Origin of the sequence: Enterobacter cloacae complex sp. XAL002, assembly GCF_049236805.1 — a bacterium.
In the GTDB taxonomy this organism is placed as follows: Bacteria; Pseudomonadota; Gammaproteobacteria; order Enterobacterales; family Enterobacteriaceae; genus Enterobacter; species Enterobacter intestinihominis.
The window spans coordinates 19,014-43,605 of sequence record NZ_JBMKJN010000003.1; the positions used below are offsets into that span (position 1 = coordinate 19,014).

The following is a 24,592-nucleotide window of genomic DNA, read 5'->3' on the forward strand; positions in this document are numbered from 1 at the left end:
TTTTCGCTACTTAATGTTTGAAATCACGGGTACGCACCGTATAATTTGACCGCTTTTTGATGCTTGACTCTGAGCCTTAAAGGACGTTTTATACGACACGCGGCATACCTCGAAGGGAGCAGGAGTAAAAACGTGATGTCTGTGTCGCTCTTGAGTAGAAACGTTGCTCGTAAGCTTCTGTTCATTCAGTTTCTGGCTGTGATAGCAAGTGGACTGCTGTTTAGCCTCAAAGACCCCTTCTGGGGCATCTCCGCCGCGTGCGGAGGTTTGGCGGTGGTTCTGCCAAACGTGTTGTTTATGATTTTTGCCTGGCGTCATCAGGCGCATACACCCGCCAAAGGCCGCGTGGCCTGGTCCTTCGCTCTCGGCGAAGTGTGTAAGGTGTTGCTGACCTTTGCTCTACTGGTGATGGCGCTGGCGGTTTTGAAAGTGGTATTCATGCCGCTGATAGCAACGTGGGTTTTGGTGCTGGTGGTACAAGTTCTGGCTCCAGCTGTAATCAATAACAAAGGGTAAAAGGCATCATGGCTTCAGAAAATATGACGCCGCAGGATTACATAGGTCACCATCTGAATAACCTTCAGCTGGACCTGCGTACATTCTCGCTGGTGGATCCACATAACCCCCCGGCCACCTTCTGGACGATCAACATCGACTCCATGTTCTTCTCGGTGGTTTTGGGTCTTCTGTTCCTGGCCATGTTCCGCGGTGTTGCTAAACGAGCGACCAGCGGTGTTCCAGGGAAATTCCAGACGTTCATCGAGATGATCATCGGCTTTGTCCATGGCAGCGTCAAAGACATGTACCATGGTAAGAGCAAGCTGATTGCTCCGCTGGCCCTGACCGTGTTCGTTTGGGTCTTCCTGATGAACCTGATGGACCTTCTGCCTATCGATTTCCTGCCGTGGATCGGCGAGCATGTCTTCGGTCTGCCTGCCCTGCGCGTGGTTCCGTCTGCCGACGTGAACATCACCCTGTCGATGGCGCTGGGCGTATTTATCCTGATTCTTTTCTACAGCATCAAAATGAAAGGCGTAAGCGGCTTTGTGAAAGAGCTTACCTTGCAGCCGTTCAACCACTGGGCGTTTATTCCGGTCAACCTGATCCTGGAAGGCGTTAGCCTGCTGTCCAAACCTGTTTCACTGGGTCTGCGACTGTTCGGCAACATGTATGCGGGTGAGCTGATTTTCATTCTGATCGCGGGTCTTCTGCCGTGGTGGTCACAGTGGATTCTGAATGTGCCATGGGCCATTTTCCACATCCTGATCATTACGCTGCAAGCCTTTATCTTCATGGTTCTGACGATCGTCTATCTGTCGATGGCGTCTGAAGAGCACTGATTTTTTACCAACACTACTACGTTTTAATTGAAACAAACTGGAGACTGTCATGGAAAACCTGAATATGGATCTGCTGTACATGGCTGCCGCTGTGATGATGGGTCTGGCGGCTATCGGTGCTGCGATCGGTATCGGCATCCTCGGGGGCAAATTCCTGGAAGGCGCAGCGCGTCAACCTGATCTGATTCCTCTGCTGCGTACTCAGTTCTTTATCGTTATGGGTCTGGTGGATGCAATCCCAATGATCGCTGTAGGTCTGGGTCTGTACGTGATGTTTGCTGTCGCGTAGTAGTTGTTTTAAAACCCCAAGCCACAGAAATTTAAGAGGTATTGTGCTGTGAACATGAACGCAACAATCCTCGGCCAGGCCATCGCGTTTATTCTCTTTGTCTGGTTCTGCATGAAGTATGTATGGCCGCCTTTAATGGCTGCCATCGAAAAACGTCAGAAAGAAATTGCTGACGGTCTGGCTTCCGCAGAACGCGCTAAGAAAGATTTGGACCTTGCACAGGCCAACGCGACAGACCAGCTGAAAAAAGCGAAAGCTGAAGCTCAGGTAATCATTGAACAGGCTAACAAACGCCGTTCTCAGATCCTGGACGAAGCCAAAGCTGAAGCAGAACAGGAACGTACTAAGATCGTGACACAGGCTCAGGCTGAAATTGAAGCTGAGCGTAAACGTGCTCGTGAAGAACTGCGTAAGCAGGTTGCGATTCTGGCTGTTGCTGGCGCCGAGAAGATCATCGAACGTTCCGTGGATGAAGCTGCTAACAGCGACATCGTGGACAAACTTGTCGCTGAACTGTAAGGAGGGAGGGGCTGATGTCTGAATTTGTTACGGTAGCTCGCCCCTACGCCAAAGCAGCTTTTGACTTTGCTGTCGAACACCAAAATGTCGATCGCTGGCAGAATATGCTGGCGTTTGCCGCTGAGGTGACGAAAAACGAACAAATGGCCGAGTTGCTTTCTGGTGCGTTAGCGCCTGAAACCCTCGCCGCGTCGTTTATCGCCGTGTGCGGAGAGCAACTGGATGCCAACGGCCAGAACCTGATTAAGGTGATGGCGGAAAATGGTCGTCTCCGTGTGCTCCCGGATGTTCTCGAGCAGTTTGAGCACTTACGTGCCCTTAGTGAAGCTACCGCTGAAGTTGAAGTAACTTCCGCGACTGAACTGAGTGATGAACAGCTTGCGAAAATCACCGCCGCGATGGAAAAACGTCTGTCACGCAAAGTTAAGCTGAATTGCAAAATCGATAAGTCTGTAATGGCAGGCGTAATCATCCGTTCGGGTGATATGGTCATTGATGGCAGCGTACGCGGCCGTCTTGAGCGCCTTGCAGACGTCTTGCAGTCTTAAGGGGACTGGAGCATGCAACTGAATTCCACCGAAATCAGCGAACTGATCAAGCAGCGCATTGCTCAGTTCAGTGTTGTGAGTGAAGCTCACAACGAAGGTACTATTGTTTCTGTAAGTGACGGTGTTATCCGCATCCACGGCCTGGCCGATTGTATGCAGGGTGAGATGATTTCCCTGCCGGGTAACCGTTACGCTATCGCACTGAACCTGGAGCGCGACTCCGTAGGTGCCGTTGTGATGGGTCCATACGCTGACCTTGCCGAAGGCATGAAGGTTAAGTGTACTGGCCGTATTCTGGAAGTGCCGGTTGGCCGTGGCCTGCTGGGTCGCGTTGTTAACACCCTGGGTGCGCCAATCGACGGTAAAGGTCCGGTTGAGCACGATGGCTTCTCTCCAATCGAAGTTATCGCACCAGGCGTTATCGACCGTCAGTCCGTTGATCAGCCAGTGCAGACGGGTTATAAGTCCGTTGATGCCATGATCCCAATCGGTCGTGGTCAGCGTGAACTGATCATCGGTGACCGTCAGACCGGTAAAACCGCGATGGCAATCGACGCCATCATCAACCAGCGTGATTCCGGCATCAAATGTGTGTACGTGGCTATCGGCCAGAAAGCGTCCACCATTTCCAACGTGGTTCGTAAACTGGAAGAGCACGGCGCACTGTCTAACACCATCGTTGTGGTAGCAACTGCGTCTGAATCTGCTGCACTGCAATACCTGGCACCATACGCTGGTTGCGCAATGGGCGAATACTTCCGTGACCGCGGTGAAGATGCGCTGATCGTATACGATGACCTGTCTAAACAGGCTGTTGCTTATCGTCAGGTTTCCCTGCTGCTCCGTCGTCCACCTGGACGTGAAGCATTCCCGGGCGACGTATTCTACCTCCACTCTCGTCTGCTGGAGCGTGCTTCCCGCGTTAACGCGGAATACGTCGAGAACTTCACCAAAGGTGAAGTGAAGGGTAAAACAGGTTCTCTGACCGCTCTGCCGATCATTGAAACCCAGGCGGGTGACGTTTCTGCGTTCGTTCCGACCAACGTAATCTCCATTACCGATGGTCAGATCTTCCTGGAAACCAACCTGTTTAACTCCGGTATTCGTCCGGCGGTTAACCCGGGTATCTCCGTATCCCGTGTGGGTGGTGCTGCTCAGACCAAGATCATCAAGAAGCTGTCCGGTGGTATCCGTACCGCGCTGGCACAGTATCGTGAACTGGCTGCGTTCTCTCAGTTCGCATCCGATCTGGACGAAGCAACCCGTAAACAGCTGAGCCACGGTCAGAAAGTGACCGAACTGCTGAAGCAGAAACAGTACGCGCCAATGTCTGTTGCTCAGCAGGGCCTGGTACTGTTCGCGGCTGAACGCGGTTACCTCGAAGATGTGGAACTGGCGAAAATCGGTAGCTTCGAAGCCGCTCTGCTGGCTTACGTCGACCGTGATCACGCTCCGCTGATGCAAGAGATCAACCAGACCGGTGGCTATAACGACGAAATCGAAGGCAAGCTGAAAGCTATCCTCGATTCCTTCAAAGCAACCCAATCCTGGTAATCGTCCGGCGGCTTGTCTCAGGACAAGCCGTCTGGCATTGAGGAGAAGCTCATGGCCGGCGCAAAAGAGATACGTAGTAAGATCGCAAGCGTCCAGAACACGCAAAAGATCACTAAAGCGATGGAGATGGTCGCCGCTTCCAAAATGCGTAAATCGCAGGATCGCATGGCGGCCAGCCGTCCTTATGCAGAGACCATGCGCAAAGTGATTGGTCACCTTGCAAACGGTAATCTGGAATATAAGCACCCTTACCTGGAAGAACGCGACGTTAAGCGCGTGGGCTACCTGGTGGTGTCGACTGACCGTGGTCTGTGTGGCGGCTTGAACATTAACCTGTTCAAAAAACTGCTGGCGGATATGAAAGGCTGGTCCGATAAAGGCGTTCAGTGCGATCTGGCACTGATTGGCTCTAAAGGCGTCTCTTTCTTTAACTCCGTTGGTGGCAACATTGTCGCTCAGGTGACCGGTATGGGTGATAACCCGTCCCTGTCCGAACTGATCGGCCCGGTTAAAGTGATGTTGCAGGCCTACGATGAAGGCCGTCTGGACAGACTGTACGTTGTCAGCAACAAATTTATTAACACCATGTCTCAGGTGCCTACGCTCACTCAGATGCTGCCGTTACCGGCATCAGAAGATGACGAGCTGAAACAGAAAGCCTGGGATTACCTGTATGAACCCGATCCGAAACCGCTGCTGGATACCCTGCTGCGTCGTTACGTTGAATCTCAGGTTTATCAGGGCGTTGTAGAAAACCTGGCCAGCGAGCAGGCCGCACGAATGGTGGCGATGAAAGCCGCGACCGATAATGGCGGCAGCCTGATTAAAGAGCTGCAGTTGGTTTACAACAAAGCTCGTCAGGCCAGCATTACTCAGGAACTCACCGAGATCGTCTCGGGGGCCGCCGCGGTTTAACCAGGTTTACGAATTACGTAGAGGATTCAAGATGGCTACTGGAAAGATTGTCCAGGTAATCGGCGCCGTGGTGGACGTCGAGTTCCCTCAGGACGCCGTACCACGCGTGTACGACGCGCTTGAGGTACAAAATGGTAACGAGAGCCTGGTGCTGGAAGTTCAGCAGCAGCTCGGCGGCGGTATCGTGCGTACCATCGCCATGGGTTCTTCCGACGGTCTGCGTCGTGGTCTGGAAGTGAAAGACCTTGAGCACCCGATCGAAGTCCCGGTAGGTAAAGCAACACTGGGTCGTATCATGAACGTATTGGGTCAACCAATCGACATGAAAGGCGACATCGGTGAAGAAGAGCGTTGGGCTATCCACCGCGCGGCACCTTCCTACGAAGAGCTGTCCAGCTCTCAGGAACTGCTGGAAACCGGCATCAAAGTTATCGACCTGATGTGCCCGTTCGCGAAGGGCGGTAAAGTTGGTCTGTTTGGTGGTGCGGGTGTAGGTAAAACCGTAAACATGATGGAGCTGATCCGTAACATCGCGATCGAGCACTCCGGTTACTCCGTGTTTGCGGGTGTTGGTGAACGTACTCGTGAGGGTAACGACTTCTACCACGAAATGACCGACTCCAACGTTCTGGATAAAGTATCCCTGGTTTACGGCCAGATGAACGAGCCACCAGGAAACCGTCTGCGCGTTGCGCTGACTGGCCTGACGATGGCTGAGAAGTTCCGTGACGAAGGCCGTGACGTTCTGCTGTTCGTTGATAACATCTACCGTTACACCCTGGCCGGTACTGAAGTATCTGCACTGCTGGGTCGTATGCCTTCAGCGGTAGGTTATCAGCCTACGCTTGCGGAAGAGATGGGTGTTCTTCAGGAACGTATCACCTCTACCAAAACTGGTTCTATCACCTCCGTTCAGGCGGTATACGTACCTGCGGATGACTTGACTGACCCATCTCCAGCCACCACCTTTGCTCACTTAGATGCAACCGTGGTACTGAGCCGTCAGATCGCGTCTCTGGGTATCTACCCGGCCGTTGACCCGCTGGACTCTACCAGCCGTCAGCTGGATCCACTGGTTGTTGGCCAGGAACACTACGACACCGCGCGTGGCGTACAGTCCCTGCTGCAACGTTACCAGGAACTGAAAGACATCATCGCCATCCTGGGTATGGATGAACTGTCTGAAGAAGACAAACTGGTGGTAGCACGTGCGCGTAAGATCCAGCGCTTCCTGTCCCAGCCGTTCTTCGTTGCGGAAGTATTCACCGGTTCTCCAGGTAAATACGTTTCCCTGAAAGACACCATCCGTGGCTTTAAAGGCATCATGGAAGGCGAATACGATCACCTGCCAGAGCAGGCGTTCTACATGGTTGGTTCCATCGAAGAAGCCGTGGAAAAAGCCAAAAAACTTTAACGCCTTAATCGGAGGGTGATATGGCAATGACTTACCACCTGGACGTCGTCAGCGCAGAGCAACAAATGTTCTCTGGTCTGGTCGAGAAAATCCAGGTAACGGGTAGTGAAGGTGAACTGGGTATTTTCCCGGGTCACGCACCGCTGCTCACCGCCATTAAGCCTGGTATGATCCGCATCGTTAAACAGTTCGGTCATGAAGAGTTTATCTATCTGTCCGGCGGCATTCTTGAAGTGCAGCCAGGCAGTGTGACCGTTCTGGCCGATACCGCTATTCGTGGCCAGGATCTCGACGAAGCGCGAGCCCTGGAATCGAAGCGTAAGGCTGAAGAGCACATTAGCAGCTCTCATGGTGACGTGGATTACGCTCAGGCGTCTGCGGAGCTGGCCAAAGCGATCGCGAAACTGCGCGTTATCGAGTTGACCAAAAAAGCGATGTAACACCGGCTTGAAAAGCACAAAAGCCAGTCTGGATCCCAGGCTGGCTTTTTTTTTCGGCCTTAATTCATGATGAAAAAGATGTAGAATTTTAAGCATCAAACGTTTTTACTTCTCACACAAACTACCGTCAGGATGCGTATGTTAAACAGTGCGATGAGCGTGGTGATCCTTGCCGCAGGCAAAGGTACCCGCATGTATTCCGATCTGCCTAAAGTGCTCCACACACTGGCAGGAAAGCCAATGGTGCAGCATGTTATTGATGCAGCTAATGAATTAGGCGCCAGCCAGGTGCATCTGGTTTATGGACATGGCGGCGATCTGCTGAAAAAAACGCTGCGTGACGACAATCTCAACTGGGTGCTACAGGCAGAACAGCTGGGTACGGGTCATGCAATGCAGCAGGCTGCACCCTTCTTCGCTGATGATGAAGACATCCTGATGCTCTACGGCGACGTCCCGCTGATCTCCGTTGAAACCCTCACTCGCCTGCGTGAAGCCAAACCGCAGGGTGGCATTGGGTTGTTAACCGTCGTGCTGGACGATCCAACCGGCTATGGCCGCATTACGCGTGAAAACGGCAAGGTAACCGGGATTGTTGAGCATAAAGATGCCACTGACGAACAGCGTCAGATTCAGGAGATCAACACCGGCATCCTGATTGCGAACGGTGCGGATATGAAGCGCTGGCTGTCCAAACTCAATAATAACAACGCGCAGGGTGAATACTACATCACCGACATCATTGCGATGGCGTACCAGGAAGGGCGTGAGATTGCTGCCGTTCATCCGGCACGTATCAGCGAAACGGACGGGGTAAACAACCGTCTACAGCTGTCACGCCTGGAGCGTATTTACCAGTCCGAGCAGGCAGAAAAACTGTTGCTGGCGGGCGTTATGCTGCGCGATCCGGCGCGTTTCGATCTGCGTGGCACGCTGACCCACGGGCGCGACGTTGAAATAGATACTAACGTTATCCTGGAAGGTAACGTCACGCTGGGCAACCGCGTCAAAATCGGCACCGGCTGTGTGATTAAAAACAGCGTGATCGGTGACGACTGCGAAATCAGCCCGTACAGCGTGGTAGAAGATGCGCGTCTGGATTCCGCCTGTACCATCGGCCCGTTTGCGCGTCTGCGCCCGGGCGCTGAGCTGCTGGAAGGCGCTCATGTAGGTAACTTCGTGGAAATGAAAAAAGCACGTCTCGGTAAAGGCTCGAAAGCCGGTCATCTGACCTATCTGGGCGATGCGGAAATTGGCGACAACGTAAACATCGGTGCAGGGACGATTACCTGTAACTATGACGGTGCCAATAAGTTTAAAACCATCATCGGTGATGACGTGTTTGTAGGTTCCGATACCCAGCTGGTGGCGCCTGTTACCGTGGGCAAAGGCGTGACCATTGCCGCCGGGACAACCGTTACGCGCGATGTGGCCGAGAACGAGCTGGTGTTAAGCCGCGTTCCGCAGGTACACAAGCAGGGCTGGAAACGCCCGGTGAAGAAAAAGTAACGACAATATACACCCCTCACCCTGACCCTCTCCCCATAGGGGAGAGGGGAACTGAATGGTGCGGTTTTCACCCTCTCCCCTATGGGGAGAGGGCTGGGGTGAGGGGATAACATAATCCTCCCCCCACCAGCAGTACCCATAAAAATAACCCCACTCTCTACAAGGCTCGGGGTGCCCGGAAAGGGCAAATACAGGTCAGCGACAACGCATGGCATAACGCCATAATCAGGAAATCTAACTATGTGTGGAATTGTCGGCGCAGTTGCGCAGCGTGATATTGCTGAAATCCTTCTCGAAGGTTTACGTCGTCTGGAATACCGTGGTTATGACTCAGCCGGTCTGGCTGTCGTCGATGCAGAAGGTCATATGACCCGTCTGCGTCGTCTCGGTAAAGTGCAGATGCTGGCCCAGGCGGCGGAGGAACATCCGCTGCACGGTGGCACCGGTATTGCGCATACCCGCTGGGCGACTCACGGTGAGCCATCTGAAGGCAACGCACACCCGCATGTGTCTGAACACATTGTGGTGGTGCATAACGGCATTATCGAAAACCACGAACCGCTGCGTGAAGAACTGAAAGCGCGCGGCTATACCTTCGTCTCTGAAACCGACACCGAAGTAATTGCTCACCTGGTGCACTGGGAGCTGGCACAGGGCGGTACGCTGCGTGATGCGGTGCTGCGCGCTATCCCTCAGCTGCGTGGTGCTTACGGTACGGTGATCATGGATTCCCGTGACCCGTCCACGCTGCTGGCCGCGCGTTCCGGTAGCCCGATGGTGATTGGTCTGGGCATGGGTGAAAACTGTATCGCTTCCGACCAGCTGGCGCTGCTGCCGGTTACCCGTCGCTTTATCTTCCTGGAAGAGGGCGACATTGCCGAGGGGACACGTCGCAGCGTGACCGTATTCGACACGAAAGGCGAGCAGGTTAAGCGCCAGGAAATCGAATCAAACCTGCAATACGACGCGGGCGACAAAGGCGCTTACCGTCACTACATGCAGAAAGAGATCTACGAACAGCCAAACGCCATTAAAAACACTCTGACCGGGCGCATCAGCCATGGTGAAGTGGATCTGAGCGAGCTGGGCGCCAATGCCAACGAAATGCTGAGCAAAGTCGAGCACATTCAGATCGTGGCCTGCGGTACCTCTTACAACTCCGGTATGGTCTCTCGCTACTGGTTTGAATCCCTGGCGGGCGTGCCGTGCGACGTCGAAATCGCATCTGAGTTCCGCTATCGTAAATCCGCTGTGCGCCGTAACAGCCTGATGATCACCCTTTCCCAGTCTGGCGAAACGGCCGATACCCTGGCGGCGCTGCGTCTGTCTAAAGAGTTGGGTTACCTGGGTTCGCTGGCCATCTGTAACGTACCGGGCTCCTCGCTGGTGCGTGAATCCGATCTGGCGCTGATGACCAAAGCGGGCACCGAAATCGGCGTGGCCTCCACCAAAGCGTTTACCACGCAGCTGACCGTTCTGCTGATGCTGGTGGCGAAGCTGGCGCGTCTGAAAGGCGAAGATGCTTCCGTTGAGCATGACATCGTTCACGGTCTCCAGGCGCTGCCGAGCCGTATCGAGCAGATGCTGTCTCAGGACAAGCGCATTGAGGCGCTGGCTGAAGATTTCTCTGATAAGCACCACGCTCTGTTCCTGGGTCGTGGCGATCAGTACCCTATCGCGCTGGAAGGCGCGCTGAAGCTGAAAGAGATCTCCTACATCCACGCGGAAGCCTACGCGGCAGGCGAGCTGAAACACGGTCCGCTGGCGCTGATCGACGCGGATATGCCGGTTATCGTGGTGGCACCGAACAACGAACTGCTGGAAAAACTGAAATCTAACATCGAAGAGGTGCGCGCCCGTGGTGGTGTACTGTACGTCTTTGCGGATAAAGATGCCGGTTTTGCCAGCAGCGACAACATGCACATCATCGAGATGCCGCATGTGGAAGAGGTGATTGCGCCGATCTTCTACACCGTACCGCTGCAACTACTGGCTTACCACGTCGCGCTGATCAAAGGCACCGACGTTGACCAGCCGCGAAATCTGGCGAAGTCCGTTACCGTAGAATAATCCTTCCAGGCTCCGCCATCCGGTGGAGCCTTTTTTTATGACAATCCGTCATTTTCAGCTATTTTATCAGTGTCACATAAAGAAAATATTACAGAAAACAATCTGTCATAATAATCATTAAGCTTATGATTTATTTATGGATTTTTGCTTAATTTTAAGTGAAATTTTCTTTGTCATAAAACTGTCATATTTCGTACATTTATCTGTCACCTGTTTGTCCTATTTTGCTCATCGTAGCCACTTAAACAATGATTTACGAAATCCTTGCAGGAGACATTATGAAAGTTATGCGTACCACTGTCGCAACTGTTGTCGCCGCGACCTTATCTCTGAGCGCTTTCTCTGCTTTCGCAGCAGCAAGCCTGACTGGCGCTGGTGCAACCTTCCCTGCGCCGGTGTATGCCAAATGGGCGGATACCTACCAGAAAGAGACCGGTAACAAGGTCAACTATCAGGGTATCGGCTCCTCCGGTGGCGTAAAACAAATTACCGCGAATACCGTTGATTTCGGCGCATCCGACGCTCCGCTGTCTGATGAAAAACTGAATCAGGAAGGCCTGTTCCAGTTCCCGACCGTGATCGGCGGCGTTGTGCTGGCTGTTAACATCCCTGGCCTGAAATCAGGCGAGCTGGTGCTGGACGGCAAAACCCTGGGTGATATCTATCTGGGCAAAATCAAAAAATGGGATGACGAAGCCATCACGAAACTGAACCCGGGCGTTAAGCTGCCTTCGCAGAATATCGCGGTGGTTCGTCGTGCTGACGGCTCTGGTACCTCTTTCGTGTTCACCAGCTACCTGGCGAAAGTGAACGAAGAGTGGAAATCTAAAGTCGGTTCCGGCTCTACCGTTAACTGGCCAACCGGTCTGGGCGGTAAAGGCAACGACGGTATCGCTGCCTTCGTACAGCGTCTGCCTGGCTCTATCGGCTATGTAGAGTACGCTTACGCGAAGCAGAACAACCTGGCTTACACCAAACTGGTTTCTGCTGACGGCAAACCGGTTAGCCCGACCGAAGAGAACTTCGCTAACGCCGCAAAAGGCGCTGACTGGAGCAAATCCTTCGCTCAGGACCTGACCAACCAGAAAGGCGACGATGCATGGCCTATCACGTCTACCACCTTCATTCTGGTCCACAAAGAGCAGAAGAAGCCTGAGCAGGGTGCTGAAGTGCTGAAGTTCTTCGACTGGGCATACAAAAACGGCGGCAAACAGGCGAATGACCTGGATTACGCCAGCCTGCCAGACAGCGTGGTTGAGCAGATCCGTGCTGCATGGAAAACCAACGTGAAAGACAGCAGCGGTAAAGCGCTGTACTAACAGGATATTTTTGACGAAGATGGCGGGTGGCGCGCAGCGATCCCGCCCTACGGTTCATCCTGTAGGCCCGGTAAGCGCCAGCGCCACCGGGCATATTCGTAAGACGTCTCATAAAGAAGAGTAATTTATGGCTGCAACCAAGCCTGCATTTAACCCTCCGGGTAAAAAAGGTGACATGATTTTCAGCGCGCTGGTGAAACTGGCTGCGCTGATTGTGCTATTGCTGCTGGGCGGCATTATCGTGTCCCTCATTTTCTCCTCCTGGCCGAGCATTCAAAAATTTGGTTTCGCCTTCCTGTGGACCAAAGAGTGGGATGCGCCGAACGATATTTACGGTGCGCTGGTGCCGATTTACGGCACGCTGGTGACCTCTTTTATCGCTCTGCTGATTGCGGTGCCGGTAAGCTTCGGTATTGCCCTGTTCCTGACGGAGCTGGCACCAGGCTGGCTGCGACGTCCGCTGGGTATCGCCATTGAACTGCTGGCGGCCATCCCAAGTATCGTTTACGGCATGTGGGGCCTGTTTATCTTTGCTCCGCTGTTTGCGACGTACTTCCAGGAGCCGGTGGGTAATGTTCTCTCCGCCGTTCCGTTTGTGGGCGCCCTGTTCTCTGGCCCGGCATTCGGTATCGGTATTCTGGCGGCTGGCGTGATCCTCGCCATCATGATTATTCCGTACATTGCGGCGGTCATGCGCGATGTCTTCGAACAAACCCCGGTGATGATGAAAGAGTCGGCCTACGGCATCGGCTGCACCACCTGGGAGGTTATCTGGCGCATCGTCCTTCCGTTCACCAAAAATGGGGTGATCGGCGGCATCATGCTGGGCTTAGGCCGCGCGCTGGGTGAAACCATGGCGGTGACCTTTATCATCGGCAACACCTACCAGCTCGACAGCGTGTCGCTCTACATGCCGGGGAACAGTATTACCTCTGCGCTGGCGAACGAATTTGCCGAAGCGGAATCCGGGCTGCACGTCGCAGCGCTGATGGAACTGGGTCTGATCCTGTTTGTTATTACCTTTATTGTGCTGGCTATCTCCAAGCTGATGATTATGCGTCTGGCTAAAAACGAGGGGGCACGCTAATGGCGACTCTCGACATGCAAAACACCGCTCAGCTTGCGGAATCTCGTCGCAAAATGCAGTCAAAGCGCCGGATTAAAAACCGCATTGCGCTGACGCTTTCCATGGCCACGATGGCGTTCGGCCTGTTCTGGCTGATCTGGATCCTGATGTCCACCATCACCCGTGGTATTGATGGAATGTCCCTGGCGCTGTTCACCGAGATGACGCCGCCGCCAAACACGGCGGGTGGTGGTCTAGCAAACGCCCTGGCGGGCAGCGGCCTGCTGATCCTGTGGGCGACCGTTTTCGGTACGCCGTTGGGCATCATGGCGGGTATCTATCTGGCGGAGTATGGCCGCAAGTCCTGGATCGCTGAAGTCATCCGCTTTATTAACGACATTCTGCTTTCTGCCCCGTCGATAGTGGTAGGTCTGTTTGTTTACACCATCGTGGTGGCGCAAATGGAACACTTCTCCGGCTGGGCGGGTGTGATTGCGCTGGCGCTGTTGCAGGTGCCTATCGTTATTCGTACCACTGAAAACATGCTGAAACTGGTGCCGGACAGCCTGCGTGAAGCGGCTTACGCGCTGGGCACGCCGAAATGGAAAATGATTTCGGCGATCACCCTGAAAGCGTCCGTCTCGGGGATCATGACCGGTATCCTGCTGGCTATCGCCCGTATCGCTGGTGAAACCGCACCGCTGCTGTTTACCGCCCTCTCCAACCAGTTCTGGAGTACGGACATGATGCAGCCGATCGCCAACCTGCCGGTGACGATCTTTAAATTTGCGATGAGCCCATTCGCGGAATGGCAGCAGCTGGCCTGGGCCGGGGTGCTGATCATCACCCTTTGCGTACTGTTGCTGAACATTCTGGCGCGCGTCATTTTCGCGAAGCAGAAACACGGTTAAATTTTTACGGCGCGGCACATCGCGGCGCCGAATGAGGAAATGAGTCAATGAGTATGGTTGATACTGCCCCGGGTAAGATTCAGGTTCGTGATTTGAACTTCTACTACGGCAAATTCCATGCCCTGAAGAATATCAACCTGGATATCGCGAAGAACCAGGTCACGGCATTTATCGGTCCGTCTGGCTGTGGTAAATCCACGCTGCTGCGCACCTTTAACAAAATGTATTCGCTCTATCCGGAGCAGCGCGCAGAAGGTGAAATTCTGCTGGACGGTGACAACATCCTGACCAATACCCAGGATATCGCCCTGCTGCGTGCGAAAGTGGGGATGGTGTTCCAGAAACCCACGCCGTTCCCGATGTCGATCTATGACAACATCGCCTTTGGTGTGCGTCTGTTTGAGAAGCTCTCCCGTGCGGATATGGACGAGCGCGTGCAGTGGGCATTGACCAAGGCCGCATTATGGAACGAAACCAAAGATAAACTTCACCAGAGCGGGTACTCTCTCTCCGGTGGTCAGCAGCAGCGTCTGTGCATTGCGCGCGGTATCGCCATTCGCCCGGAAGTCTTGCTGCTGGATGAGCCGTGCTCAGCCCTGGACCCGATCTCAACCGGGCGTATCGAAGAGCTGATCACCGAGCTGAAGCAGGATTACACCGTGGTGATCGTCACTCACAACATGCAGCAGGCTGCCCGTTGTTCTGACCACACGGCGTTTATGTACCTGGGCGAGTTGATTGAGTTCAGCGATACGGACGCGCTGTTCACCCGTCCTGCGAAGAAACAAACCGAAGATTATATTACTGGCCGCTACGGTTGATTTGCCTTAGTGCATGTGGAGAAACCATGGACAACCTCAATCTTAATAAACACATTTCCGGCCAGTTTAACGCAGAGCTGGAAAGCATTCGCACCCAGGTGATGACCATGGGCGGCATGGTCGAGCAGCAGCTTTCTGATGCGATTACGGCAATGCACAACCAGGACAGCGAGCTGGCGAAGCGCGTTATCGAAGGCGATCACAACGTCAATATGATGGAAGTCGCCATCGACGAAGCGTGCGTGCGCATCATTGCCAAGCGTCAGCCAACCGCGAGCGACCTGCGTCTGGTAATGGCGATCATCAAAACTATCGCCGAGCTGGAGCGTATTGGTGACGTGGCGGATAAAATCTGCCGCACCGCGCTGGAGAAATTCTCCCAGCAGCACCAGCCGCTGCTGGTGAGCCTGGAGTCTCTCGGTCGCCACACCGTGCAGATGCTGCACGATGTGCTGGACGCTTTCGCGCGCATGGATCTGGACGAAGCGGTCCGTATCTACCGTGAAGATAAGAAAGTTGACCAGGAATACGAAGGCATAGTGCGTCAGCTAATGACCTACATGATGGAAGATTCCCGTACCATTCCAAGCGTGCTGACCGCGCTGTTCTGCGCGCGCTCAATTGAGCGTATTGGCGACCGCTGCCAGAACATTTGCGAATACATCTTCTACTTCGTGAAGGGACAAGATTTCCGTCACGTGGGCGGCGACGAGCTGGACAAGCTGCTGGCGGGTAAAGATCCGAAAGAGTGATGTGTGTGGCGGGTGGCGCTATCGCTTACCCGCCCTACGATCCTTGTAGGCCGGATAAGCGTTAGCGCCATCCGGCTTTGTTTTTTCAGCGAGTAATATCCCACCCGCGCGCCTTCCACAGTTCCGGCAGCTGCGCCAGGTCTGTAAAGGTCGTCACTTTTGGATGCTCGATCGGCTTGTTGTGCGGATCGACGCAGAAGTAAAACACCTCCATCCCCGCATCAATCCCCGACTGCGCGCCCGCAGACGAGTCATCCACCAGGATGCAGTTCTCCACGTTGACGTTCATCGCCTTCGCCGCGTGGAACATCAATGCCGGATCCGGCTTCCAGCGCTGGATATCGTAGCCGCTGAACAGTTTTTCCGGGAAGTGGTGCAACATGTCCAGCTTGCCGAGTGAGTGCTGCATTTTGCTGACCGGGCCGTTAGAGACCACGCAGATCGGCACCGTCATCGCATCCAGCAGCGCGTTAGCGCCGGCGATAACTTCCAGCTCGGCGTCGAAGAGGCGTGCGACCTCGGCGCGGTACACCGGTTCCAGATCCGCTTTCGCCAGATCCACCCCGTGCTCTTCGTTAATGATGTCGATGATCTCGTACAGCTTTACGCCCTTAAAGCGTTTAAACACCTCTTCGAGATCGAGCGTAATGCCAAATTCCTGGAACATGGCGACATACGCGCGGGAACAAATGACCTCACTGTCGACCAGCGTACCGTCACAGTCGAAAAATACCGCTTCAATTCCGGACATGCCTTTCCCTTTTAACAAGTTTAACGTTTACGTACGACAGTTTAACGAGACGCAATCGTTGCCGTATAAGCAAAATCAATGAAAAAAGTATCCCGTAACCGCCACTATTGTCGCATTTTGGTATAGGATAGCGACGAATTTTCCCTCCTTGTTCGGAAATTGATGATGAGTCAACAACACACTACCCAGACATCTGGTCAGGGGCTGCTTGAGCGCGTGTTCAAACTGCGCGAGCACGGCACAACGGCACGCACCGAAGTGATCGCCGGTTTTACTACCTTCCTGACGATGGTCTATATCGTTTTCGTTAACCCGCAAATTCTGGGCGTGGCTGGCATGGACACCAGCGCCGTCTTTGTTACCACCTGTCTGATCGCGGCCCTTGGCAGCATCCTGATGGGCGTTTTCGCTAATCTGCCCGTGGCGCTGGCCCCGGCAATGGGTCTTAATGCGTTCTTTGCGTTCGTGGTGGTTCAGGCGATGGGCCTGCCGTGGCAGGTTGGGATGGGGGCTATTTTCTGGGGCGCGGTCGGCCTGCTGCTGCTGACCATCTTCCGTGTGCGCTACTGGATGATTGCGAACATTCCCGTGAGCCTGCGCGTGGGTATCACCAGCGGTATCGGTCTGTTTATCGGCATGATGGGGCTGAAAAACGCTGGCGTAATCGTGGCGAACCCGGAAACGCTGGTGAGTATTGGTAACCTGACCTCTCACAGCGTGCTGCTGGGCGTGCTGGGCTTCTTTATTATCGCGATCCTGGCGTCGCGTAACATCCACGCTGCGGTGCTGGTCTCTATCATCGTGACCACGCTGCTGGGCTGGATGCTGGGTGACGTGCATTACAGCGGTATTGTCTCTGCGCCACCGAGCGTTTCTACCGTGATTGGTCACGTTGATCTGGCGGGCTCGCTGAACCTGGGTCTGGCCGGAGTGATTTTCTCTTTCATGCTGGTCAACCTGTTTGACTCCTCCGGTACGCTGATTGGCGTGACGGACAAAGCGGGTCTGGCGGACGAGAAAGGCAAATTCCCGCGCATGAAGCAGGCGCTGTATGTGGATAGCATCTCGTCCGTTGCGGGTTCTTTCATCGGCACCTCCTCTGTTACCGCTTACATTGAATCCTCTTCCGGCGTGTCCGTGGGTGGCCGTACTGGCCTGACGGCGGTAGTCGTGGGTCTGCTGTTCCTGCTGGTGATCTTCCTCTCTCCGCTGGCGGGGATGGTGCCACCGTACGCGGCAGCTGGCGCGCTGATCTACGTCGGCGTGCTGATGACCTCGAGCCTGGCGCGCGTGAAGTGGGAAGATCTGACGGAAGCCGTTCCGGCGTTTATTACCGCGGTGATGATGCCGTTCAGCTTCTCGATCACCGAAGGTATCGCGCTGGGCTTTATCTCGTACTGTGTGATGAAGATCGGTACCGGCCGTTTCCGCGAACTCAGCCCGTGCGTGATGATTGTGGCGCTGCTGTTTGTGCTCAAGATTGTGTTTATTGACGCGCACTAAGGTGCGGTGTGTGGTGTCAGGTGGCGCTTCGCTTACCTGACCTACTGATGAGTGTAGGCCCGGTAAGCGCTAGCGCCACCGGGCTTTTTTATCAGCTTTTAACCCGCTTAATATAATCCCCAAACGCAGTCAACTGACCAGAGAGATGATCACGCGTACTCTGATCCACCACTTCACCCGTCTGCGGGTCGACTTTGTTCTGAATCACGCCGCCCATAAATTCCGGCTTGTTCATCACCATCGCATCCAGGAACACCAGGATCTGTCGCAGGTGATACTGGCAGCGCGCACCGCCGATGGCGCCCATTGAGCTGGTCTGGATCAGCACCGGTTTGCCTGACAGCGGCTGCTCCGGTAAACGGGATAACCAGTCAATCGCGTTCTTCAGACCCCCCGGAACCGAGTAGTTATATTCTGGCGTTACAATCACTACACCATCAGCCTGACGGATCTGCTCGGCTATCGCCTCCACGCTGTGCGGGAACCCTTCTTCCTGCTGAACGTCAGCATCATAAAGCGGGATGTCGCCAATAGACGGCAGGGCGCTGATCTCCATTCCCGCAGGCGCCAGCTGTGGCAGCGTGCGCGCTACCATCCCGTTAAACGAACCTTTGCGCAGGCTTCCCAGTAACGTAACAACTTTCAACGTATCAGACATGATTACTCCTGTTTCATCATGATGACCCTGGACGGATCAGCTATGGGTGTATGCTTTTTCTGCCGGTAAACTGGTTAATCGCATCAGGCGCGCGGCGGGCTCGTTGGCGCGCTCAGGTACATCCGGAAGACTACGCCAACCGCGAATACTGTCAAACTCCCAGATTTTCAGCCGTTCGATGGCGGGGCTCACCGCAACGGACCAGATCAGTACGTCCTCAGCGTCGCTGAGCGCCTCTACCAGCGACGCTTTCGCGGCACGCAGGCGTCCGGAGCCGGGAAGCAGCTGCAACAGGCTGGCGTCGTCTGATGCCGCGCCGCTCAGTTTACGGATGCTCTGGCGAAGGGTGATGAGCTGCGCTCTGGCTTCAACGGGATCGTTCTGGTTACGTATCCACAGCTTTTCATTGCTGGAGAGCGGGTATTCATCGAGCGCGTTAGCACCATGGAAGCTGCGCGTGACGCGTTGCAGCTCCATATCCAGGCCGCAATCACCTTCAGTCGTCAGCGCGACGCCAACAATGTTGCCGGTATACGCAATGGAAAAATGGGGGAGTGCCGGGTCCGCAAAAACCGGGCGACCTTCTGGCTGGGTGAGTATGTCCGGTAATTCGCTGGTGCCGTACAGCATAAAAAGCAGTTCTGCGAGGAGCGCTCTGGAAGCTAAAAACCGCGTCCTGCGGTGTTCAGGTAGTTTGAGCGCCTCACTGTGACAGGCTGAAGAAATTCTGGCCGATACGAGATGCCCTTCCGTTAATGTTCCTCGTGCAAAGTGCGTAGCCATTTTTCGCTCCCTGATAATGGTCGTAGTCGGTTAAACGGTTACATGATTATCGCTTAACTCAGCTTCTGTTTTAATCAGTAAATAGAAATAAGAGAAGCCTGAGGACCGAACTTTACATTATCTTAGGCAAAAACCTGACCTGGCGCGGTATACAGGGCTTTTATAGTTTCGCGCAGCCAGATAATTTTCGGATTATGGCTGTTCCGCTTATGCCAGATTAGCGTGAAGGGTACGGTCAGCTTTTCTGCTTGCGCCTCATCGATGGGAATGGGAAGGCAGACCAGATTACGCTGGTGGAGTTGATTGTAGTGATGGCAGTAGTAGGGCGCAGTGGCAATGTAGTTGTGGTCCGGCTGAGCCGCCATAAACATCGACTGTTCAAAGCCGGGCAGGCTCATGGCGACGTTGCGCTCGCGGCCCATCTCTTTTAGCACTTCATCAAGCGCCCAGGTATCGCTGCGCTCCCAGAAGATGCTGATATGCGGGTAGCGCAGAAACGTCTCAAGGTTCCACGCTTCGTGAAGTGCCGGATGATCTTCTCGCAGATAGACGCACGGACGATCGCTGAACAGGATTTCGTAGTCAATAAACCACGGCATCAGCTTTAGCAGCTCGCGGGAGCGCGGGTGCGTTTCGCGGCCGGTAAAACCGAGATCGACCTCCCCGCGCGTAATGGCGTCCAGCGAATCATAATCCCACTGGCGCAACTTCACCGTCGCCTGTGGGTAGCGCTCATTCACCTGCTCCAGCAGGGTGTTAAAGCGAATCAGCATCAGCGGCGTTTCGGCGGCGAGCACAAACTTGAGCCCGCCTGGAGAGCTATGGTGGAATTTATCGACGATCTGATTGCCAATCTGCATCCAGTCGGCCAGATCCTGTTCCAGACTCACCGTTAGCGGCGTGGGCAGTAGCCCTAAAGGCGTTTTCACAAACAGCGGATCGTCGAACCAGTCGCGCAGCTTCGCCAGCGATTTACTCACTGCGGACGGCGTCACGTTCATTCGCTTCGCGGCTTTGGTGACGCTGCGCTCCTGCAACAACAACTGCAGGCAAAGTAAAAGATTAAGATCGAGACTGCTGATGGGCTTTTTCATAGTGCGCCGCGGGCTGGATGACCATAAGTAAGGTAATGCAGAGTATGCTACAGCCAATCAGAACCCCGATCAGCATATTCAGCGCGTTAAGGCCGATCACCGCCGCCAGCCAAATCCACAGCGACGAACCGCAGACCTGCGCAATGCCCAGCACCGAGCTTGCCACGCCTGCCCGCAGTGAGAACGGGCCAAGCGCCTGACTCATCGCCACGCCGAAGCCGCCGGAGAATCCGGCGCAGATCAGGGTCATACCCACCAGCATCAGCGCATGTGAGGTGGCGGTCGCCAGAATTACGCCTGCGGCGAGAAACAGCGTCTGTGAAGTGAGCATCAGCGTGCGCTGGCGGAAGATATTGAGCGCAAAGGGCATCGAGAATGAAACTGCCATGCTGACCATCGCATTGAGCGCCATCACCGTCGAATACTCACCGCGATCGAAGCCTATCGTCTCCATCAGTAACACCGGGGAAACGTTTACATAGGTGAGGATCACCGCCACGCTGAGCGTGATGATGGCCAGGCGGCTCAGGAAAAAGCGATCCAGGAGCTTTTCAGCCGGATGAATGGTAGCAGCGTGGTGCGTCTGCTGCGAACCGGGATGGGTCTCTTTCAACACCGTCACGGACAGTATAAAGACGATGGCGCCCATTGTGGCCATGGTCCAGAAAAGGCTCTGCCATGGAAATTTCAGCATGATCAGGTAGCCTACAACCGGTGCCAGCACCGGGATGATGCAGGTAATGCCGTTCAGCATCGACAGCACCCTGGCGCGGCGCTGGGCGCTCAAGGTATCGCGCAGAATGGCAAACGCCACCACGTAACAGCCGCCCGCGCCAATGCCCTGGATAAAGCGCCCTGACAGGAACATTGTGCTTTCCTGAGCCATTGAACACAGTACCGATGCCAGCGTAAAGATAACCGCCCCCGTAATGGCGACGGGTTGACGGCCGGCTCTGTCCGCGATTTTCCCGGCAAATACCATCGACGACGCCATTCCCGCGAGGTAGGCCGAAAACGCGATGTGCAGTTGCGCCTCGCTGGCACCCAGATCGCGGGCAATATGCGGTAGCCCCACCAGATACATATCAATACCGGACGGATACAGCAGAACTAATGCGAAACTACAAAACAGAAAACGAGCCATAAATCCCCCATAGATGCAGGCAAGCAGGATAGGGGGCATGGGGGGATTAAGCGAGTTGCCATTGGGATAATGGTGATTTCCCTGGAGGAAATCACCATGTTCTATCGGGAATTACTTACCAATACAGAAGCTTGAGAAAATTCGTCCAAGCAGATCGTCCGACGTAAACTCCCCGGTGATCTCGCTCAGGTTCTGCTGCGCCAGACGCAGTTCCTCCGCCAGCAGCTCGCCGGCCCAAGCGCCGATCAGCTGGGCTTTGCCCTGCTCAAGGTGGCGAGCCGCCTCTTCCAGCGCCTGCAAGTGACGACGACGCGCCAGGAAGCCGCCCTCCATACTGGTGTCGAAGCCCATGCTCTGTTTGAGATGGTTACGCAGGGCTTCCACGCCTTCCCCGGTACGGGCCGACAGGCGAATAAGTGAGTGACCATTCACATCGCTGATGCCCAGCGTTTCGCCGGTAACGTCGGCCTTATTGCGCACCACGGTGATCGGCAGTTTGGCCGGGAGACGGGCGATAAAGTCTGGCCAGATTTCTGCCGGGTCAACGGCGTCGGTTGTGGTTCCGTCCACCATAAACAGCACGCGGTCGGCCTGCTCGATCTCCTGCCAGGCGCGTTCGATACCGATACGCTCGACTTCATCGCTCGCATCGCGCAGGCCAGCGGTATCGATGATGTGCAGCGGCATGCCGTCGATATGGATATGCTCGCGCAGGACGTCGCGGGTGGTGCCGGCTATGTCGGTCACGATCGCCGCTTCACGGCCCGCCAGAGCGTTCAGCAGGCTTGATTTCCCGGCGTTGGGGCGACCAGCAATCACCACCTTCATGCCCTCACGCAGCAGGCTGCCCTGGCGCGCTTCGGCGCGAACGGCATCCAGATCGTTCATCACCTGGTTGAGCTGGGCTTCGATTTTGCCGTCAGAAAGGAAGTCAATCTCCTCGTCCGGGAAGTCGATAGCCGCTTCAACATAGATTCGCAGGTGAGTAAGTGCTTCCACAAGGTGATTCACGCGTGCGGAAAATGCCCCCTGCAACGAGTTCAGCGCGGAGCGGGCTGCCTGTTCGGAACTGGCGTCGATCAGGTCGGCAATCGCTTCGGCCTGAGCCAGGTCGAGCTTATCGTTCAGGAAGGCACGCTCGGAGAACTCACCCGGCTTCGCAATGCGCAGGCCAGGCAGGGTCAGAATACGTTTTAACAGCAGGTCGAGGATCACCGGGCCGCCGTGACCCTGAAGCTCCAGCACGTCTTCGCCAGTAAAGGAGTTTGGGCCGGGGAACCACAGCGCAATGCCCTGGTCCAGCGAGGTGCCGTCGGCATCTTTAAATGGCAGATAATCAGCGTAGCGCGGCTTTGGCAGTTTACCCAGCACCGCTTCGGCCACCTCACGCGCCTTCAGGCCGGAGATGCGCAGAATGCCTACACCACCGCGTCCCGGTGGGGTTGCCTGGGCGACGATAGTGTCGTTATGGCTCATGGTTGCTCTCGTTCAATACAAATAAAAAAGGCGGTCAATCGACCGCCCTTATTTTAGCGTTAAGTTACCGAATCAGGACTTTTTCTTTTCGCGGCTATGCAGGCCACGTTTTTCCAGACCACGGTAAATCAGCTGCTGCTGGATGATGGTCACCAGGTTGCTGACGATATAGTACAGCACCAGACCTGACGGGAACCACAGGAAGAACACGGTGAAGATGACCGGCATAAAGGTCATGATCTTCTGCTGCATCGGGTCAGTCACGGTGGTCGGAGACATCTTCTGGATGAAGAACATCGTCACGCCCATCAGGATCGGCAGGATGTAGTACGGGTCCTGTGCGGACAGGTCATGGATCCACAGGGCGAACGGCGCGTGGCGCAGCTCAACGGAACCCATCAGCATGTAGTACAGCGCAAGGAAGATTGGCATCTGAATCAGCAGCGGGAAGCAACCACCCAGTGGGTTCACTTTTTCTGCTTTATACAGGGCCATCATCTCCTGGCTCTGACGCTGTTTGTCATCGCCCAGACGCTCACGCATAGCCTGAATCTTCGGCTGTAGCATACGCATCTTCGCCATGGAGGTGTACTGCGCTTTAGTCAGCGGGTACATGATGCCACGAACGATAAAGGTGATAACGATGATGGAGAAGCCCCAGTTACCCAGGAAGCTGTGGATGAACTTCAGCAGCTTAAACAGCGGCTGAGAGATGAACCACAACCAACCGTAATCAACGGTCAGATCCAGGTGCGGCGCAACGGCAGCCATTTTGTCCTGGATTTCCGGGCCGACCCACAGGGTGCTTGCCAGCTTACCGGTTTGACCCGGCTGCACCAGAACCGGCTGAGATTTGTAGCCGATGGCTGCAATACCGTTGCCGAGGTTCGCGGTGTAGAAGTTGTTCGTACCGTCGTTATTCGGTACCCACGCCGTCGCGAAATACTGTTGCAGCATTGCGACCCAACCGCCTTTAGAGCTGACGTTCAGGTTTTCGTTATCGGCAATGGTGTCGAATTTGTATTTCTCGTACTTAGTATCTGGCGTGGAGTAAGCCGCGCCACGGAAGGTATGCAGCGCAAAGTTGCTGCTTCCGGTGTCACGGTGAGACGGCAGATTGATGGACTGCTTCAGCTGACCAAAGGTAGAGATTTCCAGCGGTTTCGCACCGGTGTTCTGTACGCTGTAGCCCACGTTCACCGCATATTCACCGCGTTTCAGGGTGAAGGTTTTGGTGAAGGTGTTGCCTGCCGCGTCGGTGTAGGTCATCGGAATAACCAGTTCGTTCTGACCATCAGCCAGCACATAGGTGTCATTCTCGACGTTATACAGTGGACGCGCACCGTTCGCCGGGTTATCCGGGCCATCACGACCGGTCAGGCCGCTCTGTGCCTGGTAGATAAACTCAGGCGTGGTTTCCAGTAACTGGAACGGTTCGGTAGACTTCAGCTCTTTCGGGTAGGTCAACAGCAGCGCCTGCTCAACATCACCACCACGGGTGTTGATAGTCAGCTCAAGCACATCGGTCTTAACCGTAATCTGTTTCCCCTGGCCACTGGCCGGTACGCCCTGGTCGGCGGCGCTACCCGCTGCGGTGGTCGTGGTCTGCGTGGTCTGCTGCTGGGGTTGAGGATTTTTATCCTGCTCCCATGCCTGCCAGATCATGAAAGACACGAACAACAAAGCGATGATAAGAAGATTGCGTTGCGAATCCAT

The 24,592-nt window shown here is 54.8% G+C and carries 24 protein-coding genes; 17 read left to right on the top strand and 7 right to left on the bottom strand.

The window, feature by feature from the left end:
• The first annotated feature begins 135 nt into the window (after positions 1-135).
• The 16 genes from atpI (at position 136) to phoU (ending at position 15,467) form a co-directional block, all read left to right on the top strand.
• A complete protein-coding gene (atpI, locus tag ACOT0L_RS03235) occupies positions 136-516 on the top strand; it encodes a F0F1 ATP synthase subunit I (RefSeq protein WP_003862375.1) in 381 nt (126 codons plus the stop codon).
• Positions 517-524: 8 nt separating this feature from the next.
• The gene (gene atpB, locus ACOT0L_RS03240; RefSeq protein WP_022649873.1) at positions 525-1,340 is read left to right on the top strand and encodes a F0F1 ATP synthase subunit A; all 816 of its coding nucleotides are present in this window, start codon (positions 525-527) and stop codon (positions 1,338-1,340) included.
• 49 nt (positions 1,341-1,389) lie between these two features.
• Positions 1,390-1,629, top strand: coding sequence for a F0F1 ATP synthase subunit C (gene atpE / locus ACOT0L_RS03245; protein ID WP_000429386.1), 240 nt, complete (start codon positions 1,390-1,392; stop codon positions 1,627-1,629).
• Between the two features lie 48 nt (positions 1,630-1,677).
• A complete protein-coding gene (gene atpF, locus ACOT0L_RS03250) occupies positions 1,678-2,148 on the top strand; it encodes a F0F1 ATP synthase subunit B (protein ID WP_003862370.1) in 471 nt (156 codons plus the stop codon).
• A 14-nt stretch (positions 2,149-2,162) separates the two neighbouring features.
• A complete protein-coding gene (gene atpH, locus ACOT0L_RS03255; protein ID WP_003862369.1) occupies positions 2,163-2,696 on the top strand; it encodes a F0F1 ATP synthase subunit delta in 534 nt (177 codons plus the stop codon).
• 12 nt (positions 2,697-2,708) lie between these two features.
• Positions 2,709-4,250 carry a F0F1 ATP synthase subunit alpha gene (atpA, locus tag ACOT0L_RS03260; protein WP_006808751.1) on the top strand — a complete coding sequence of 514 codons (1,542 nt, stop codon included), beginning with the start codon at positions 2,709-2,711 and terminating at the stop codon, positions 4,248-4,250.
• 51 nt (positions 4,251-4,301) lie between these two features.
• Entirely contained in the window at positions 4,302-5,165 is an 864-nt protein-coding gene (gene atpG, locus ACOT0L_RS03265) for a F0F1 ATP synthase subunit gamma (protein WP_003862364.1), read from the top strand.
• A 31-nt stretch (positions 5,166-5,196) separates the two neighbouring features.
• On the top strand, positions 5,197-6,579 hold the full coding sequence (gene atpD, locus ACOT0L_RS03270; protein ID WP_003862362.1) for a F0F1 ATP synthase subunit beta: 1,383 nt from the start codon (positions 5,197-5,199) through the stop codon (positions 6,577-6,579).
• Positions 6,580-6,599: 20 nt separating this feature from the next.
• Positions 6,600-7,019, top strand: coding sequence for a F0F1 ATP synthase subunit epsilon (locus tag ACOT0L_RS03275; protein WP_006177560.1), 420 nt, complete (start codon positions 6,600-6,602; stop codon positions 7,017-7,019).
• Positions 7,020-7,157: 138 nt separating this feature from the next.
• The gene (glmU, locus tag ACOT0L_RS03280; protein ID WP_038414970.1) at positions 7,158-8,528 is read left to right on the top strand and encodes a bifunctional UDP-N-acetylglucosamine diphosphorylase/glucosamine-1-phosphate N-acetyltransferase GlmU; all 1,371 of its coding nucleotides are present in this window, start codon (positions 7,158-7,160) and stop codon (positions 8,526-8,528) included.
• A gap of 240 nt (positions 8,529-8,768) precedes the next feature.
• Positions 8,769-10,598, top strand: coding sequence for a glutamine--fructose-6-phosphate transaminase (isomerizing) (gene glmS / locus ACOT0L_RS03285; RefSeq protein ID WP_421637248.1), 1,830 nt, complete (start codon positions 8,769-8,771; stop codon positions 10,596-10,598).
• A 278-nt stretch (positions 10,599-10,876) separates the two neighbouring features.
• Positions 10,877-11,917 (top strand): phosphate ABC transporter substrate-binding protein PstS, encoded by a 1,041-nt coding sequence (pstS, locus tag ACOT0L_RS03290; protein ID WP_022649876.1) that lies wholly within the window; start codon positions 10,877-10,879, stop codon positions 11,915-11,917.
• Between the two features lie 127 nt (positions 11,918-12,044).
• On the top strand, positions 12,045-13,004 hold the full coding sequence (gene pstC, locus ACOT0L_RS03295; RefSeq protein ID WP_022649877.1) for a phosphate ABC transporter permease PstC: 960 nt from the start codon (positions 12,045-12,047) through the stop codon (positions 13,002-13,004).
• Entirely contained in the window at positions 13,004-13,894 is an 891-nt protein-coding gene (gene pstA / locus ACOT0L_RS03300; protein WP_022649878.1) for a phosphate ABC transporter permease PstA, read from the top strand. Before pstC ends, pstA begins: the two co-directional genes overlap by 1 nt.
• Positions 13,895-13,941: 47 nt before the next feature.
• Positions 13,942-14,715 carry a phosphate ABC transporter ATP-binding protein PstB gene (gene pstB / locus ACOT0L_RS03305; protein WP_003861154.1) on the top strand — a complete coding sequence of 258 codons (774 nt, stop codon included), beginning with the start codon at positions 13,942-13,944 and terminating at the stop codon, positions 14,713-14,715.
• A 26-nt stretch (positions 14,716-14,741) separates the two neighbouring features.
• Positions 14,742-15,467, top strand: coding sequence for a phosphate signaling complex protein PhoU (phoU, locus tag ACOT0L_RS03310; protein ID WP_003861153.1), 726 nt, complete (start codon positions 14,742-14,744; stop codon positions 15,465-15,467).
• A gap of 85 nt (positions 15,468-15,552) precedes the next feature.
• Here the strand turns inward: phoU and yieH are convergent, their stop codons facing one another.
• On the bottom strand, positions 15,553-16,218 hold the full coding sequence (yieH, locus tag ACOT0L_RS03315; RefSeq protein ID WP_126502748.1) for a 6-phosphogluconate phosphatase: 666 nt from the start codon (positions 16,216-16,218) through the stop codon (positions 15,553-15,555).
• Positions 16,219-16,383: 165 nt separating this feature from the next.
• Between yieH and adeP the strand changes: the two genes are divergently transcribed.
• A complete protein-coding gene (gene adeP, locus ACOT0L_RS03320) occupies positions 16,384-17,721 on the top strand; it encodes an adenine permease AdeP (protein ID WP_139152660.1) in 1,338 nt (445 codons plus the stop codon).
• 91 nt (positions 17,722-17,812) lie between these two features.
• Here adeP and ACOT0L_RS03325 read toward each other — a convergent pair whose 3' ends face one another.
• The 6 genes from ACOT0L_RS03325 to yidC form a co-directional block, all read right to left on the bottom strand.
• Positions 17,813-18,379: an NADPH-dependent FMN reductase gene (locus ACOT0L_RS03325; protein WP_038414971.1), complete on the bottom strand. Its 567-nt coding sequence runs from the start codon at positions 18,377-18,379 to the stop codon at positions 17,813-17,815.
• A gap of 36 nt (positions 18,380-18,415) precedes the next feature.
• A complete protein-coding gene (locus ACOT0L_RS03330) occupies positions 18,416-19,162 on the bottom strand; it encodes a 4'-phosphopantetheinyl transferase family protein (protein ID WP_023298947.1) in 747 nt (248 codons plus the stop codon).
• A gap of 122 nt (positions 19,163-19,284) precedes the next feature.
• Positions 19,285-20,256: an HTH-type transcriptional regulator YidZ gene (yidZ, locus tag ACOT0L_RS03335; protein ID WP_022649883.1), complete on the bottom strand. Its 972-nt coding sequence runs from the start codon at positions 20,254-20,256 to the stop codon at positions 19,285-19,287.
• Positions 20,225-21,400 (bottom strand): MFS transporter, encoded by a 1,176-nt coding sequence (locus ACOT0L_RS03340; RefSeq protein WP_126502749.1) that lies wholly within the window; start codon positions 21,398-21,400, stop codon positions 20,225-20,227. Before ACOT0L_RS03340 ends, yidZ begins: the two co-directional genes overlap by 32 nt.
• A 111-nt stretch (positions 21,401-21,511) precedes the next feature.
• Complete coding sequence (mnmE, locus tag ACOT0L_RS03345) at positions 21,512-22,876, bottom strand: tRNA uridine-5-carboxymethylaminomethyl(34) synthesis GTPase MnmE (RefSeq protein WP_022649885.1); 1,365 nt, start codon at positions 22,874-22,876, stop codon at positions 21,512-21,514.
• 72 nt (positions 22,877-22,948) lie between these two features.
• Complete coding sequence (yidC, locus tag ACOT0L_RS03350; protein WP_126502750.1) at positions 22,949-24,592, bottom strand: membrane protein insertase YidC; 1,644 nt, start codon at positions 24,590-24,592, stop codon at positions 22,949-22,951.

Coding starts and splice junctions, on each gene's coding strand:
- pstA (WP_022649878.1), top strand. CDS start 13,004: ATGGCGACTCTCGACATGCAAAACACCGCTCAGCTTGCGGAATCTCGT.
- ACOT0L_RS03325 (WP_038414971.1), bottom strand. CDS start 18,379: ATGTCTGATACGTTGAAAGTTGTTACGTTACTGGGAAGCCTGCGCAAA.
- atpD (WP_003862362.1), top strand. CDS start 5,197: ATGGCTACTGGAAAGATTGTCCAGGTAATCGGCGCCGTGGTGGACGTC.
- glmS (WP_421637248.1), top strand. CDS start 8,769: ATGTGTGGAATTGTCGGCGCAGTTGCGCAGCGTGATATTGCTGAAATC.
- yidZ (WP_022649883.1), bottom strand. CDS start 20,256: ATGAAAAAGCCCATCAGCAGTCTCGATCTTAATCTTTTACTTTGCCTG.
- atpA (WP_006808751.1), top strand. CDS start 2,709: ATGCAACTGAATTCCACCGAAATCAGCGAACTGATCAAGCAGCGCATT.
- atpH (WP_003862369.1), top strand. CDS start 2,163: ATGTCTGAATTTGTTACGGTAGCTCGCCCCTACGCCAAAGCAGCTTTT.
- yidC (WP_126502750.1), bottom strand. CDS start 24,592: ATGGATTCGCAACGCAATCTTCTTATCATCGCTTTGTTGTTCGTGTCT.
- yieH (WP_126502748.1), bottom strand. CDS start 16,218: ATGTCCGGAATTGAAGCGGTATTTTTCGACTGTGACGGTACGCTGGTC.
- atpB (WP_022649873.1), top strand. CDS start 525: ATGGCTTCAGAAAATATGACGCCGCAGGATTACATAGGTCACCATCTG.
- glmU (WP_038414970.1), top strand. CDS start 7,158: ATGTTAAACAGTGCGATGAGCGTGGTGATCCTTGCCGCAGGCAAAGGT.
- ACOT0L_RS03340 (WP_126502749.1), bottom strand. CDS start 21,400: ATGGCTCGTTTTCTGTTTTGTAGTTTCGCATTAGTTCTGCTGTATCCG.
- atpE (WP_000429386.1), top strand. CDS start 1,390: ATGGAAAACCTGAATATGGATCTGCTGTACATGGCTGCCGCTGTGATG.
- pstB (WP_003861154.1), top strand. CDS start 13,942: ATGAGTATGGTTGATACTGCCCCGGGTAAGATTCAGGTTCGTGATTTG.
- phoU (WP_003861153.1), top strand. CDS start 14,742: ATGGACAACCTCAATCTTAATAAACACATTTCCGGCCAGTTTAACGCA.
- mnmE (WP_022649885.1), bottom strand. CDS start 22,876: ATGAGCCATAACGACACTATCGTCGCCCAGGCAACCCCACCGGGACGC.
- adeP (WP_139152660.1), top strand. CDS start 16,384: ATGAGTCAACAACACACTACCCAGACATCTGGTCAGGGGCTGCTTGAG.
- pstC (WP_022649877.1), top strand. CDS start 12,045: ATGGCTGCAACCAAGCCTGCATTTAACCCTCCGGGTAAAAAAGGTGAC.
- atpI (WP_003862375.1), top strand. CDS start 136: ATGTCTGTGTCGCTCTTGAGTAGAAACGTTGCTCGTAAGCTTCTGTTC.
- ACOT0L_RS03275 (WP_006177560.1), top strand. CDS start 6,600: ATGGCAATGACTTACCACCTGGACGTCGTCAGCGCAGAGCAACAAATG.
- atpG (WP_003862364.1), top strand. CDS start 4,302: ATGGCCGGCGCAAAAGAGATACGTAGTAAGATCGCAAGCGTCCAGAAC.
- ACOT0L_RS03330 (WP_023298947.1), bottom strand. CDS start 19,162: ATGGCTACGCACTTTGCACGAGGAACATTAACGGAAGGGCATCTCGTA.
- pstS (WP_022649876.1), top strand. CDS start 10,877: ATGAAAGTTATGCGTACCACTGTCGCAACTGTTGTCGCCGCGACCTTA.